We start from the raw sequence: 14748 nt of genomic DNA on the forward strand, positions 1-14748 counted from the left end.
GATCCGGTTTGCCAGTAGACCTTGGTGATGGAGGCCCCCTGATGAGTAGAACGCCGTTCTCGCTGGAGCAGTTGCGGGTCGCCGTCGCCGATGGCGAGATCGACACGGTGGTGCTCGCCCTCACCGACATGCAGGGCCGCCTCCAGGGCAAGCGGATCCACGCGCCGTTCTTCCTCGACAACGTGCTGGAGAACGGCAGCGAGGGCTGCAACTACCTGCTCGCCGTGGACGTCGACATGAACACCGTCGACGGGTACGCCATGTCGAGCTGGGAACGCGGCTACGGCGACTTCGCCATGAAGCCCGACCTGGACACGTTGCGCCGGACGCCGTGGCAGCCCGGCTCCGCGATGGTGCTGGCCGACCTGGAGTGGCTGGACGGTTCCGGCCCGGTGGTCGCCTCGCCCCGGCAGATCCTGCGCCGGCAGCTCGACCGGCTGGCCGCGCACGGGTTGACCGCGTACGCCGGCACCGAGCTGGAGTTCGTGCTCTACCGCGACTCGTACGAGCAGGCGTGGTCGCGCGGCTACCGCGACCTGACCCCGGCGAACCAGTACAACGTGGACTACTCGCTGCTCGGCACCGCCCGGGTGGAGCCGCTGCTGCGCCGCATCCGCACCGAGATGGCCGCCGCCGGGTTGACGCCGGAGAGCGCGAAGGGCGAGTGCAACCTCGGCCAGCACGAGATCGCCTTCCGGTACGACGAGGCGGTGGCCTGCGCCGACCACCACGTCGTCTACAAGAACGGGGCGAAGGAGATCGCCGCTCAAGAGGGAATGGCGATCACGTTCATGGCGAAGCCGAACGCGCGGGAGGGCAACTCCTGCCACATCCACTTCTCGCTGCGCGACGCCAACGGCTCGTCGGCGATGCTCGGTGACGGGCCGGCGCACCTGAGCGTGACCGGGCAGCGGGTGCTGGCCGGGCTGCTCGCCACGATGCGCGAGTTCAGTCTGCTCTTCGCTCCGAACATCAACTCCTACAAGCGGTACCAGCCGGGCTCGTTCGCGCCGACCGCGCTGCGCTGGGGCACCGACAACCGCACCTGCGCGCTGCGGCTGGTCGGGCACGGGCAGGGGATGCGGGTGGAGAACCGGGTGCCGGGGGCGGACGTCAACCCGTACCTGGCGATCGCCGCGCTGGTGGCCGGCGCGGTGTACGGCATCGAGCACGAGCTGGAGCTGGCCGAGGAGTGCACCGGCAACGCGTACGACGACCCGGCCGCCGAGCGGGTCCCCGGCACGCTGCGGGACGCGCTCGACCTCTGGCAGCGCTCGACGGTCGCCCCGGAGGCGTTCGGCGACGAGGTGGTCGCCCACTACGCCAACCAGGCGAAGGTCGAGCTGTCCGCCTTCGACGCCGCCGTCACGGACTGGGAGCTGACCCGTGGCTTCGAACGCCTCTGACCCCGCCGCCGCCCCCGCCCCCGCCCCCGTCCCCGTCCCCGTCCCCGTCCCCGTCCCCGTCCCCGTCCCCGGCCGATCTTGCACTTGCGGCCCGCTTTTCGCGGCATGAGAGGCTTTTGTCCGGGCACCATCTGCAAGATCGACGAACCGAGGGGCGGAGAGGGGACGCATGGGTGAGGTGATCTCGCCGGTCAGCGGGGCGGCGATCGCGGAGGTGGCGTCCGCGTCCGTGGCGGAGGTGGATGCGGCGGTGGCGCGGGCGGCTGCCGCGTACGAGGAGTGGCGGAACGTGGCGCCGGGGGACCGGGCGCGGCTGCTGCGGCGGTTCGCCGCCGAGGTGGACGCGCACCTGGAGGAGCTGGCCCAACTGGAGGTACGCAACTCCGGGCACACCGTCGGCAACGCGCGCTGGGAGGCCGGCAACGTCCGGGACGTGCTCGGCTACTACGCGGGCGCGCCGGAGCGGCTGACCGGCCGGCAGATCCCGGTGCCCGGCGGGCTCGACGTCACGTTCCACGAGCCGCTGGGCGTGGTCGGCGTGATCGTGCCGTGGAACTTCCCGATGCCGATCGCCGGCTGGGGGCTCGCCCCGGCGCTGGCCGCCGGTAACACGGTGGTGCTCAAACCGGCCGAGCTGACGCCGCTGACCGCGCTGCGCCTGGCCGAGCTGGCGCTCGACGCCGGGCTGCCGGAGGGCGTGTTCACCGTGCTGCCCGGCCAGGGCGGCGTGGTCGGCGAGCGGTTCGTCACCCACCCGGCGGTCCGCAAGATCTGCTTCACCGGCTCCACCGAGGTCGGCACCCGGATCATGGCCGGCGCCGCCAACCAGGTGAAGCGGGTGACGCTGGAGCTGGGCGGCAAGTCGGCGAACATCGTCTTCGCCGACGCGGACGTGGCGAAGGCGGCGGCCACCGCGCCGTCCGCGGTCTTCGACAACGCCGGCCAGGACTGCTGCGCCCGCTCCCGGATCCTGGTCCAGCGTCAGGTGTACGACCGCTTCCTGGAACTGCTCGAACCGGCCGTCCGGGCGTTCCGCGTGGAGGACCCGGCCCGCGAGACGGCCGAGATGGGCCCGCTGATCTCCGCCGCGCACCGGGACCGGGTCGCCGGGTACGTCGACGGCGCGACAGTGGCGTTCACCGGCTCCCGCCCGGACGGCCCCGGCTTCTGGTACGCCCCGACCGTGCTGCTCGCCGACTCCCCGGCGGACCGGCACTGGCGCGAGGAGATCTTCGGCCCGGTCGTCTCGGTGCTCCCGTTCGACGACGAGGCGGACGCGGTCCGGCTCGCCAACGACACCGAGTACGGCCTCTCCGGCTCGATCTGGACCCGGGACGTGGGTCGGGCCGTGCGGGTCGCCCGGGGGGTCGAGGCCGGCAACCTCAGCGTCAACTCGCACTCCTCGGTGCGCTACTGGACCCCGTTCGGCGGGATGAAGCGGTCCGGCCTCGGCCGGGAGCTGGGTCCGGACGCGCTGCACGCCTTCACCGACGTCAAGAACGTGTTCATCGGCACCGAGGAGTGATCACAGTGCAGGGACGGCTTTCCGACCGGGTGGCGGTGGTGACCGGCGCGGGCAGTGGCATCGGGCTGGCCACCGTGCGGCGCTTCGCCGCCGAGGGCGCGCGGGTGGTCTGCGTGGACATCGACGCCGACGCCGGCACCCGGGCCGCCGACGAGGTGGGCGGCGAGTTCGTGGCCGCCGACGTGGCCGACGAGACGGCGGTCCGCGACCTGTTCGACGGCGTGGTGGCCCGCCACGGCCGGGTGGATGTGTCGTTCCACAACGCCGGCATCTCGCCGCCGGACGACGACTCGATCCTGGAGACCGGGCTGGACGCCTGGGAGCGGGTGCTGCGGGTCAACACCACGAGCGTCTACCTGTGCTGCAAGCACGTCATCCCGCACATGCGGCGGCAGGGCAAGGGGTCGATCATCAACACCGCCTCGTTCGTGGCGCTGATGGGCGCGGCCACGTCGCAGATCGCGTACACGGCGAGCAAGGGCGGGGTGCTGGCGATGACCCGCGAGCTGGGCGTGCAGTTCGCCCGCGAGGGCATCCGGGTCAACGCGCTCTGCCCCGGCCCGGTCGCCACCCCGCTGCTGCTGGAGCTGTTCGCGAAGGACCCGGAGCGGGCCGCCCGCCGGCTGGTGCACGTGCCGATGGGACGGTTCGGCGACCCGACCGAGATCGCCGCCGCGGTGGCGTTCCTGGCCAGCGACGACGCCTCGTTCATGACCGCCGCGCAGTTCGTGGTCGACGGCGGCATCACCGGCGCGTACGTCACTCCGCTGTGAGGCTGATCGACCCGGCGGCGAGCCGGGGTCGCCCGGGCCCGCCGGTTACGACAGGATGAGGCGGAGGTAACCAGCGTCCAGCGCGCCGGATGCGTTACGTTGCTCCACCGGCGGGGTAGTAGCCGGGGACGGTCGGCGCAGCGGCGCCGACCGTCGGGGACAAAGAGGCCGGAGCGGGAGGCTACATGAGCTCGGCCCAGGGGGGCGGGGACGCCGGTCGGCCGTCCCCGGCGGCCGGCGATTCGTCACTCCCGCCGCTGCTGACCGCCGCGTTCGCCGCCGGCGGTGAGATGGGCGAGCGGCTGCGCGGCTTCGACTGGTCCGCCACCCCGCTCGGCGCCCCGGACGGCTGGCCCGCCGCGCTCTGCCACGCGGTGAGCACCATGCTCGCCTCCCGTGCCCAGATGGTGGTGTTCTGGGGCGCGGAGCACCTGGCCTTCTACAACGACGCCTACCGGCCCACCATCGGCGACAAACATCCGGCCGTGATCGGGCAGTCGGCCCGGCTGCACTGGGCGGAGACCTGGGACGTGCTCGGCCCGCTGCTGGACGGCGTGCGCGGCACCGGCGTGCCCTACCGGGGCGAGGACCATCCCTTCGTGATCAACCGGCACGGCTTCCTGGAGGACGTCTACTTCGACGTCTCGTACGACCCGATCCGCGAGGCGGACGGCACCGTCAACGGCATCTTCTGCTTCGTCAACGAGACCACCGGCCGGGTGCTCGGCGAGCGCCGGCTGCGGGCCCTGGCCGAGCTGGGCAACGAGTTGGGCGACGTGCCGAACACGCTGGAGCTGGGCCGGGCCGTGGCGCGGGTGCTCGACGCGCACCGCGACGACGTGCCGTTCAGCGCGCTGTGGCTGCACGACGCCGACGGCACCCCGGCACTGGCCGGCTGCGCCGGCGTCGATCCGACCACCGTCGCCGGCTGGCCCGGCCGGCCCGTCGATGAGCCGCTGGCCGAGCCGCGCTGGATCGCCACCGCCGACCTGCCCGGTCCGGTGCCGCCGGACGCCGCCGACCAGGCGCTGCTGCTGCCACTGACCGCGACGAACGAGCCGGCCGGCGCGCTACTGCTGGGCGTGTCCCGTCGGCTGCCGTTCAGCGACGACTACCGCGACTTCGTCGACCTGGTCGCCGCGCAGGTCTCCCGCGCCGTGGGCAAGCTGCGGGCGTACGAGCAGGAGCGCGCCCGCGCCGCCGAGCTGGCCGCGCTCGACCGCGCCAAGACCAACTTCTTCGCCAACGTCAGCCACGAGTTCCGGACCCCGCTGACGCTGGTGCTCGGACCGCTGGAGGACATGCTCGCCGACCGGGAGCTGCCCGACCGCTACCTCGACCGGCTGACCGTCATGCACCGCAACGGGCTGCGCCTGCTCAAGCTGGTCAACACCGTGCTCGACTTCTCCCGGCTGGAGTCCGGCCGGCTGGCCGCCCGCTACCAACCCACCGACCTGTCCGACTACACGTCCCGGCTGGCCAGCACGTTCCGCTCGACCACCGAGCGGGCCGGGCTGCGGCTGGTGGTCGACTGCCCGCCGCTGCCGGCGCCGGTCTACGTCGACCGGGACATGTGGGAGAAGATCGTCCTCAACCTGGTGTCGAACGCGGTGAAGTTCACCTTCGAGGGCGACATCGTGGTCCGGGTCCGCCCCGGCGACGGGTCCGCCGTGCTGGAGGTGAGCGACACCGGCGTCGGCATCGCGCCGCAGGAGCTGCCGCAGGTCTTCGAACGGTTCCACCGGGTGGCCGGCGCGCGCTCGCGTACCCACGAGGGCACCGGCATCGGGCTCGCGCTGGTCCGCGAGCTGGTCGAGATGCACGGCGGCACGGTCGCCGCGCGCAGCGTCGTGGAACGGGGCACCACGTTCACCGTCACCGTGCCGTTCGGTTACGCGCACCTGCCCACCGACCGGGTGTCCGCGCTGGCGCCGGTGCCGCTGACCGAGCCGGAGCAGGCCCGGCTGTACGTCGCCGAGACGGCGCTCTGGACCGACGAGGTGGCCCGGCCCGTCGGGTTGCCCGAGCCGTCCGGCACGCCGGGCGGCTCCGGCCGCGTCCTGGTCGCCGACGACAACCCCGACCTGCGTGAGCACGTCAGCCGGCTGCTCTCCCCGGCGTACGAGGTGGTGGCCGTGCCGGACGGCGTGGAGGCGTTGCGGCTGGCCGTGGACAGCCCGTTCGACCTGGTGCTGACGGATGTGATGATGCCCCGGCTGGACGGCTTCGGGCTGGTCGCCGCGCTGCGCGCCAATCCGGTCACCCGGGGGGTGCCGATCGTGCTGCTCTCCGCGCGGGCCGGCGCGGCGGAGGAGGTGGCCGGCCTGTCGGCCGGCGCGGACGACTATCTCACCAAGCCCTTCTCCAGCCAGGAGCTGGTCGCCCGGGTTCGGGCCAACGTCGAGTTGGGCCAGCTCCGCGGGCAGATCATCCGCCGGCTGCGGGCGCTCGCCGACGCCGCGGTGGCGATCAACACCGCCCGTTCCACCGCCGAGGTGGTGCGGGTGGCCGCGCAACACGCGATCGGCCTGGCCGAGGCGGGCCGGGTGCTGGTGGTCGCCACCGGCGTCCGCCACGAGGAGGACACCGGCGGGGACCTGCCGACCGAACCGTCCGCGGTGCTGCCGCTCACCGGCACCACCGGCGAGCAGCTCGGTGAGCTGCGGGTGTGGCGTCGGGAGGACGGCGGCACGGAACAGGCGGCGTTGACCGAGTTGGCCCGGCTGGTCGGCGTACGGCTGGAGAACGCCCAGCTCTACGAGGCCGAGCACCGGATCGCCACCACGCTCCAGCACAGCCTGCTGCCGCGTACGCTGCCGCAACTGCCCGGCGCGCTGGTGGCCAGCCGCTACCTGCCGGGCAGCGCCGACGTGGAGGTCGGCGGCGACTGGTACGACGTGGTGGGCACCCCCGACGACGAGCTGGTGCTGGTCATCGGCGACGTCGTCGGCAAGGGGGTGCGGGCCGCCGCCGCGATGGGTCAGCTCCGCAACGCGCTGCGGGCGTACGTGCTGGAGGGCTACGACCCGGGCGAGGCGCTGACCCGGCTCGACCGGCTGGTGCACTCCACCGGCAGCGGCTCCTTCGCCACCGTGGTCTGCCTCACCTTCTGCCCGCGCACCGGCCGCCTCCGGTACGCCAGCGCGGGTCATCCCTCGCCCCTGCTGATTCGCGGAGACGATGTGGCGTTCCTGCACGATCGGGCCCTCGGACCGCCGGTCGGGGCGATCCCCGGCACCACCTATCCGACCGCCGAGGGCGAACTCGCCCCCGGCGGCCGGCTGCTGCTCTACACCGACGGCCTGATCGAGGACCGGGAGGAGGGCATCGACGCCGGGCTCCGCCAGCTACGGGTCGACGCCGCCGCCGGCGGCGAGCACGTCGCCGACCTGGTGGACGCCGTCGTGGAGCGCGTCGCCGGGCGGCCCCGGCACGACGACGTGGCGGTGTTGGCGCTGGAGGCGGCCGAGCGGAACCGTTTCGCGCTGCGGCTGCCGGCCGACCCGACCCGGCTCAGCGTGCTGCGCAAGCGCCTGGAGGACTTCCTCGTCGCCCACCGGGTCGGCGAGACCGACCTGTTCGACCTGACGGTGGCGATCTCGGAGGCCGCCGCGAACGCGATCGAGCACCCGGTCGACCCGGTCGACCCGTCCATCGAGGTCGACGTGACCATCGCCGGTCGCACGGTGACCGCTACCGTCCGGGACAGCGGCCGGTGGCGCGAGCCCAGCGGGTCGGGTTTCCGGGGTCGCGGGCTGGGGCTGATCCAGGCGCTCGGGGAGATGAGCGTGACCCGGACCGGGGACGGCACCGAGCTGACGCTGCGACGCCGGCTGGCCGACTAGACCGGCCGTGCGCTCAGGCGTCGGCCAGCCACTCCTGCTCACCCAGACCGGAGATCTCCAGCACGCGCCGGACCTGCCGCGACGGCAGCACGGTGAGCGCCGCCGGGAACCGCTGGGCGAGCCGGACCACCGCGTGGATGGCGGCCGAGTCGAAGAACGTGACCGCCCGCAGGTCGAGCAGGAGCCGTTTGGCGGGCTCGCGCAACGCGGTCTGGAACATGGTGTCGGCGGTCGCCATGTCGACCTCGCCGGTCACCAGGACGCGAAGGTGGTCGCCGTCACCCTCCGCCGTCACGGAGAAGACGGGCGGCGCACCCCCTTGATCCACGCAGCAACAATGGCACAGCGTTTGCGGCACGGCAACAACCTCCCGGCCAGGCCGTGGCGAGGTCGTCGTCGGGGGCGGCGATAGGCTGAGGACATGACCGTCCGTGCGCCGCTGACCCCCGGCACGCTCTCCCCGTGGCGAGCGGTCCCCGCCCACATCCCGCGACCGGAGTACGTGGGCAAGAAGCACCCGCAGGAGTGGCGCGGGTCGCACGTGCAGACACCGGAGACCATCGAGAAGATGCGCGTGGCCGGCCGGCTCGCGGCCCGGGCCACCCAGCTCGCCGGCGAGCACTGCAAGCCCGGGGTGACCACCGACGAGATCGACCGGGTGGTGCACGAGTTCCTCTGCGACCACGGCGCCTACCCGTCGACGCTGGGCTACCGGGGCTTCCCCAAGTCCTGCTGCACCAGCCTCAACGAGGTGATCTGCCACGGCATCCCCGACACGACGGTGCTCCAGGACGGCGACATCATCAACGTCGACGTCACGGCGTTCCTGAACGGCGTGCACGGCGACACCGACGCGACGTTCTGCGTGGGCGAGGTGAGCGAGGAGGCCCGGCTGCTGGTCGAGCGGACCCACACGGCCATGATGCGCGGCATCAAGGCGGTCGCGCCGGGTCGGCAGATCAACGTCGTCGGCCGGGTGATCGAGTCGTACGCCAAGCGGTTCGGCTACGGCGTGGTCCGCGACTTCACCGGTCACGGCATCGGCGAGGCCTTCCACAGCGGCCTCTACGTGCCGCACTACGACAGCCCGCGCCCCACCGACCTGATGGAACCCGGCATGACGTTCACCATCGAGCCGATGATCACCATCGGCACCCACCAGTACGACGTCTGGGACGACGGCTGGACGGCCGTCACGAAGGACCGGAAGTGGACCGCGCAGTTCGAGCACACCATCGTCGTGACCGACGACGGCTACGAGATCCTGACGCTGCCGTGACCGAGACCCCGGCGGCGCTGCGCGAGGCGCACCACGCGGACGTGTCCGGCGGCTGGCTGCGGCCGGCCGTCTTCGGCGCGATGGACGGGCTGGTCACGAACATCGCGTTGATCGCCGGCGTCGGCGGTGGCGGGGTGTCGCCGCGCAGCGTCGTGCTGACCGGCGCGGCCGGCCTGGTGGCCGGCGCCATCTCGATGGGCCTGGGCGAATACACAAGCGTCCGGTCCGCCAACGAACAGGTCGCCGCCGAGGTGGCCAAGGAACGGCGTGAGCTGGAGCGGCACCCGGAGGCGGAGGCGCGTGAGCTGGCCGACGCCTGGGTCGCCCGCGGCCTGCCCCGCGAGCTGGCCACCCAGGTCGCCGAGGCGGTCCGGCGCAACCCGGAGGAAGCGCTGCGCGTGCACGTCCGGGAGGAGTTGGGCGTCGACCCGGACGACCAGCCCAGCCCGTGGGCGGCGGCGATCTCGTCGTTCGTCTGCTTCTCGATCGGCGCCCTGGTGCCGCTGCTGTCGTACCTGCTCGGGTTCACCAGCCTCTGGCTGGCGCTCGCCGTCGGCGGGGTGGGGCTCTTCGTGGCCGGCGCGATCGTGGCCCGGTTCACCTACCGCTCGTGGTGGACCAGCGGCCTGCGGCAGTTGCTGCTCGGCGCGCTGGCGGCCGGCGCCACCTACCTGATCGGCACCCTGATCGGCGTCAGCGGCCTCGACTGACACCCACCCCACCCCCCACCCCCCACCCCACCTCCGCGCGCTGATTCACGGAATGCGGGGCTATCGGGCGCGAAATGGCCACGCTTTCCGTGAAACAGCGCGGATCTTGGGGTGGGGGTGGAGGGACGGTCAGGGGGCGGGGACGAGACGGAAGACCTTGATCTCGCGGCCGCCGGCCCGCTCGACGTACGTGCGGTAGGCCGGCCACTCCTGGGCCAGCCGGTCGAACAGCCGGTCCCGGTCGGCGCCGGTGACCTGCTCGGCGCGCACCGGGACCCGGCGACCCTTGACGTCGACCTCGGCGGACGGCTGGGCCAGCAGGTTGAACGTCCACGACGGCTGGTGCTGCTGCCCCCAGTTGGAGCCGATCACCACGTAGGCGTCGCCGTCCGGCACGTAGAGCAGGGGGTTGCTGCGGGGCCGGCCGGAGCGGCGGCCGGTGGACGTCAGCACCAGCGTGGGCACCAACCCGAACGCGACCACCCGCCCCTTCGTCAGCCGGCCGACCAGCCGGTCGGCGGGGACGAGCACGCGCATCGTGGCGGCGAACCACCGCTGGTGACCGAGGTGGCGGGCGAGGGATCCCAGGGCGGACACCCGCCAAGTGTGCCGCGCCCGCCGGCCGTCGTCACCCCCTGGGGACCCGACCGCCGGTGGGACGGTCAGTCGAGGCGGCGTTCGACGGGCAGGCGCGAGCGGGTGAGCAGGGCCGCGCCGAGCATCGCCACCAGCGGCACCACCACCAGCACCGCCATCGTGAGGCCGGGCACGGTCAGCGGGTACGGCGGCTGCACCGGCCAGGACTGCGCGTACCGCTGGTTCAGCGAGGCCAGCACGACGGCGGCCGAGCCGAGCCCGGCCACGATGCCCAGCGCCGAGCCGAGCACCGCGATCACCCCGGCCTGGCAGAGCGACAGCACCCGGCGTACCCGCGGGTCGGCGCCGACCGCCGCGAGCGTGGACAGGTCCCGACGGCCCTCGGCGGCGGCCAGGCCGGTGGCGACCGCGGCGGCGCCCAGCGTGATCACCCCGGAGGCGGCGGCCAGCAGGAGCAGCAGGGGTCGCTGGTCGGTCGGCGGGTCGGCGGTCGACACCTGGAGCGACGCCGCGGCCTTTTCGGACAGCTCGTCGACCAGCCGCTCGCGCTGCCGGTCGGTGGGTGGGTCGGTGGTGTCCACCAGGTAGCCCATCGGCGCGGCCACCAGGCCGAGCGCCCGCGCGGCGGCGGGGGAGAGGACCAGCCGGTCCACCGGAAGGCCGCCGCGCAGCGGGTACCCGGGCAGCAGGCGGGCCGCCGACGGGGCGCCGGAGCTGTGGCTCACCTCCACCCGGACCCGGCCGTCCGCCACCTGCCGAGGGTCGGTGACCACCACGCCGCCTGCGGCGAGCGTCCGGCGCGCGGCGGCCACCTCGTCGGCCGGCGCGCCGGTGAGCGCGGCCAACACGTCGCCGTCGTCCACGATGGCCGGCAGCGAGATGTCGTTCGGTTCCCGGAACGGCTGTCGGCAGCGGGGGTCGTCGCGGGCCGAGGCGGGAGCCATCTCGAACGGCTCGTACCGGCAGCGCTCCTCGGGCGGACGCACCGCCAGGGCGACGCAGTAGTCGTCCGGGGCGGCCGGACGGGCACACTCGGGAATGGCGAGTCCCGCCACGCCGGCGTCGGGCAGCACGGCCCGGACCCGTTCGGTGACCGCTGCGAGCGTCGGCGGGGGATTCCCCTCCCGGTCGGCGAACTGGACCAGCGCGTGCCCCGGCGGCAGGCCGGGTTGCCACGCCGCCCGCTGCCGGGCGTCGTCGCTGGCCACGTAGACACCGAGCGCGACGCTGCCGGCGACCGCCGCCATCACGGCCGAGATGGCCGGCGCGGCCGACGACCGGTTGCGGCTGGCGTCGCGCAACGCGAGCCGGGGGGTCAGCGGCAGCAGCCGGCCGGCCCGGGCCAGCAGCCCGACCAGCGTCGGGGTGCAGAAGACCAGCCCCAGCTCACCGAGGGTGACGCCGGCCAGCACCCCGGTCGGGGAGGTCTGGGAGGCGGCGAACGCGGCCAGCGCGGTGCCGACGACGGTGAGCAGCGCGCCGAGCAGCAGCCAGCGCCGACGTGGCCGGGGCGCCTCACGCCGGCCGGCCAGGCCGGCCACCACGTCCTGCCGGGCCGCGGTCCAGGCCGGCGCGAGCGCCGCCAGCACACCGGCCAGCACCGCGACCGCGGCGATCGCGGCCAGCGCGCTGGGAAAGACGCGGTACGCGCCGAGGCGCTCGTGGATCAGGTACTGCTCGACCAGCGGCCGGCCGGCGAACGCGGTCCCGACGCCGAGCAGCAGCCCGAGGGCGGCCCCGCCGGCGCCGAGCACCACCCCGTCGGCGAGCACGATCCGGCGCAGGTGGGCGGCGTCCCCGCCGGCCACCGCGACCAACGCGAGATCCCGCCGCCGGCGGCGTACGCCGACCGCGAAGGCCGGCCCGACCAGCAGCACCACCTCCAGCAGACCCAGGCCACCGACCAGCACCGAGACGCCGGCCTCCTCGGCGTCCGGCAACGGCGCGCCGTTGTCGAACTCCTGCCGGCCGGGCAGCGGGGACCGGGTGGACACCTGGATGCCGCGGGCGTTCAGCCGGTCGGCCAGCGCCTCGTCCATCGCCCCGGGCAGGTCCACCAGCCAGCTCTCGTCGGTGGGCGGCCCGTCCGGAGCGACGCCGGAGAGCGTCACCACCTCGCCCAGGTTGTCCGGGAACTCGACCACCCCGACCACCCGGTACGGCGTGCCGTCGGTGGTGTGGACCGGCGCTCCGGTGCGGGTGTCCAGCCGGCGCTGCGCGGCCGGGCTGACCGCGATCTCGTCCGGGCGCACCGGTACCCGGCCCTCCCGCAGCGTGGCCAACGGACGGGCGAGCGGGTCGGTCAGATCGAGCGCGCGCGCCTCGAACGACACCGTCCGGCGGCCGAGCGGCGTCTCGAACGGCATCCACCGCCGGACCCGGACGACTCGGCTGCCGACGGGCAGGAGTGCCCGCAGCTCGTCGGCGGTGACCGGGCGGGTCCGAGGCACCGGGTCGCCCTCGACCGGCCAGGAGGTGTCGCCCCACCTGTCCTGCATCACCGGGGTCAGGTTGTCCCAGCGCAGCTCGGCGTCGGCCGCGCCGAGCCGGCGGTCGAGCTGCTCCGACCGGGTCAGCTCGGACATGTCGTAGCTCACCGCGGCGAAGCTGAGCCCCAGCACCGGCAGCGCGATCATCACCAGCACCAGCAGGGTGCGGCGGCGGGAGCGGCGGGCCTCCCGGCGGGCGATCCGCAGCGCGGTGCGCCACGACCCCCGGGCCGCGGCGAGCCGGCCGCGGCTCACCGTTCGCTGCCGCTGAGCAGGTGCTCGATGCCGACCAGCGGCGCGGTCGAGTCGACGAGCACCCCGTCGCGGAGGAAGACCACCCGGTCCGCCCAGCCGGCGTGCCGGGCCTCGTGGGTGACCAGGACCCCGGCCGCGCCGTCGTCCACCCGGCGGCGCAGCAGGTGCAGCACCGCCTCGCCGGCCTGCGAGTCCAGCGCGCCGGTCGGCTCGTCGGCGAGGACCAGCCGGCGTTCGCCGACCAGGGCCCGGGCGATCGCCACCCGCTGCTGCTGGCCGCCGGACATCTGGTCGGGGAAGCGGTCCGCCTGCCCCGCGACGTCGACCTCGCGCAGCGCGGCCAGGGCCAGCCGGCGGGCCGCCCGTACCCCGGTGCCGTCCAGCTCCAGGGGCAGCGCCACGTTCTCCACCGCGGTCAGGCTGCCCAGCAGGTTGAGGTCCTGGAAGACGTAACCGATCCGGCGGCGACGCAGGCGGGCCAGCTCGCGGGCCGGCAGGCCGCCGAGCGCCTCGCCCTCGACCAGCACCTCACCGCCGGTGGGCCGGTCCAGCCCTCCGGCCAACGCCAGCAGGGTGGACTTGCCGGACCCGGAGGGGCCCATCACCGCCACCAGCTCGCCGGCCGCCACGGTGAGGCTGACGCCGCGCAGCGCGTGCACGGCGGCCTCGCCCGCGCCGTGCGTCCGGTGCACGTCGCGTAGTTCGAGCACTCCGCTCATCGTCGCGGGCCTCCCGTGTCCCGTCACCGGCGGGCCTCGTCACCGGCCCGGTCCACCGCCTCGGGGTGGGCGACCGGCCGGCCCGCCGTCGGGCGGTGGCGGACCAGGCTGGTCTCGCAGTGGTCGAGCCACCGCACCTCGGCCTCGGCCTGGAAGATCATCGCGTCCAGCACCAGCCGCCAGGGCAGATCCTCCGGCTTGTCGCTGGTGTACTTCAACCGGGTGAACTCCTGCAACGCGCGCATGGTGGCGCTGCGCTGGGTCTGCACCACCGTCCGGACGTCCACCCCGGGTGTGGTCAGCGCCAGCGCCAGCTTGATCGACAGTTCGTCCCGGGGCCGGTCGGCCCGGCTGATCGGCGTGGCGAACCAGAGCGCCAGGTCCGCCCGCCCGGCGTCGGTGATCTCGTACGGCCGCTGCCCGCTCTCGTTCTCCGGCAGCGGGCGCACCAGGCCGTCGCGTTCCAGTCGGGCCAGTGTGGTGTAGACCTGCCCGATGTTGAGCGGCCACGTCGAGCCGGTCGACTCCTCGAACGCGGCACGCAACTGGTAGCCGTACATCTGGCCACGTTCGAGGAGGGCGAGCAGGCCGTGGCGGATGGACATGGCCTGGAGTATGCATACCTGGTATGCGCGCCGCAACCGGAAGGCTCCGCCGGGTGACCACCGTCGCGCTCAGGCCGGCCGACCCGGGAACGGCACGGTGACCGGGCTCACCCCCGCCGTACGCCGCCAGCGGGTGGCCCGCAGCGCGCAGTCGGTGAGCGCGGCGAGCGCCGTGTTCCGGTCCGCGCCGGTGGTGTGCGGCAGCGCGGCCCGCCAGTGACCGGCGGTCCGTTCCTCGATCTCCACGGCCAGTTGGAGCGCGGTCGTCCGGTCGGTCACCGGATAGGGCAACGCATAGCCGGCCCGGTCCGCCGGCACCTGCCCGGCCCCCTCGGCGAGCTGGAGCAGCAGCGCGTCCCGGCGGGACCGGTGCGCCGCCTCGGCGGCACGGGCGGCCGAGCGGGCCGCGTCGGTGAGGTGCACGCCGATCACCCCGTACGCCCAGACCGCCGCGTACTCGGCGGCGAGCGCGTCGCCGAGTGCCCGGTTCGGGTCGTTGCCCGGCCCGTTGCTCGGGCCCACGCGGTGCCCGACGGGCACGGCCA

At 74.2% G+C, this 14748-nt stretch carries 12 protein-coding genes; 6 read left to right on the forward strand and 6 right to left on the reverse strand.

Features of this window, described 5'->3' with window-relative positions; translation table 11 throughout:
• Window positions 1-41: 41 nt before the first annotated feature.
• The 4 genes from C8054_RS07525 (at window position 42) to C8054_RS07545 (ending at window position 7549) form a co-directional block, all read left to right on the forward strand.
• Window positions 42-1406, forward strand: coding sequence for a glutamine synthetase family protein (locus tag C8054_RS07525; protein ID WP_306766806.1), 1365 nt, complete (start codon window positions 42-44; stop codon window positions 1404-1406).
• A gap of 169 nt (window positions 1407-1575) precedes the next feature.
• Entirely contained in the window at window positions 1576-2931 is a 1356-nt protein-coding gene (locus C8054_RS07535; protein WP_107156005.1) for an aldehyde dehydrogenase, read from the forward strand.
• A gap of 5 nt (window positions 2932-2936) precedes the next feature.
• The gene (locus tag C8054_RS07540; RefSeq protein ID WP_107156082.1) at window positions 2937-3704 is read left to right on the forward strand and encodes a 3-oxoacyl-ACP reductase; all 768 of its coding nucleotides are present in this window, start codon (window positions 2937-2939) and stop codon (window positions 3702-3704) included.
• Between the two features lie 185 nt (window positions 3705-3889).
• Window positions 3890-7549, forward strand: a complete 3660-nt coding sequence (locus C8054_RS07545; protein ID WP_107156006.1) for a SpoIIE family protein phosphatase — start codon at window positions 3890-3892, stop codon at window positions 7547-7549.
• Window positions 7550-7562: 13 nt separating this feature from the next.
• On the opposite strand, the gene C8054_RS07550 is transcribed toward C8054_RS07545, so the two are convergent.
• Complete coding sequence (locus C8054_RS07550; RefSeq protein WP_233219528.1) at window positions 7563-7877, reverse strand: STAS domain-containing protein; 315 nt, start codon at window positions 7875-7877, stop codon at window positions 7563-7565.
• A 93-nt stretch (window positions 7878-7970) separates the two neighbouring features.
• On the opposite strand from C8054_RS07550, the gene map reads away from it, so the two are divergent.
• The gene (gene map, locus C8054_RS07555) at window positions 7971-8828 is read left to right on the forward strand and encodes a type I methionyl aminopeptidase (protein ID WP_107156008.1); all 858 of its coding nucleotides are present in this window, start codon (window positions 7971-7973) and stop codon (window positions 8826-8828) included.
• The gene (locus tag C8054_RS07560) at window positions 8825-9538 is read left to right on the forward strand and encodes a VIT1/CCC1 transporter family protein (RefSeq protein ID WP_107156009.1); all 714 of its coding nucleotides are present in this window, start codon (window positions 8825-8827) and stop codon (window positions 9536-9538) included. Before map ends, C8054_RS07560 begins: the two co-directional genes overlap by 4 nt.
• 129 nt (window positions 9539-9667) lie before the next feature.
• Here C8054_RS07560 and C8054_RS07565 read toward each other — a convergent pair whose 3' ends face one another.
• From C8054_RS07565 to C8054_RS07585, 5 genes are all read right to left on the reverse strand, one after another.
• Window positions 9668-10135 (reverse strand): nitroreductase family deazaflavin-dependent oxidoreductase, encoded by a 468-nt coding sequence (locus tag C8054_RS07565; RefSeq protein WP_107156010.1) that lies wholly within the window; start codon window positions 10133-10135, stop codon window positions 9668-9670.
• A gap of 65 nt (window positions 10136-10200) precedes the next feature.
• Window positions 10201-12879 (reverse strand): FtsX-like permease family protein, encoded by a 2679-nt coding sequence (locus C8054_RS07570; protein ID WP_107156011.1) that lies wholly within the window; start codon window positions 12877-12879, stop codon window positions 10201-10203.
• On the reverse strand, window positions 12876-13598 hold the full coding sequence (locus C8054_RS07575) for an ABC transporter ATP-binding protein (protein ID WP_107156012.1): 723 nt from the start codon (window positions 13596-13598) through the stop codon (window positions 12876-12878). The genes C8054_RS07570 and C8054_RS07575 overlap by 4 nt, the downstream gene beginning before the upstream one ends.
• A 23-nt stretch (window positions 13599-13621) precedes the next feature.
• Complete coding sequence (locus C8054_RS07580; RefSeq protein ID WP_107156013.1) at window positions 13622-14203, reverse strand: PadR family transcriptional regulator; 582 nt, start codon at window positions 14201-14203, stop codon at window positions 13622-13624.
• 69 nt (window positions 14204-14272) lie between these two features.
• The gene (locus C8054_RS07585) at window positions 14273-14725 is read right to left on the reverse strand and encodes a ferritin-like domain-containing protein (RefSeq protein ID WP_107156083.1); all 453 of its coding nucleotides are present in this window, start codon (window positions 14723-14725) and stop codon (window positions 14273-14275) included.
• Window positions 14726-14748: the final 23 nt, after the last annotated feature.

Source organism: Micromonospora sp. RP3T, from assembly GCF_003027925.1.
Classification (GTDB): domain Bacteria; phylum Actinomycetota; class Actinomycetes; order Mycobacteriales; family Micromonosporaceae; genus Micromonospora.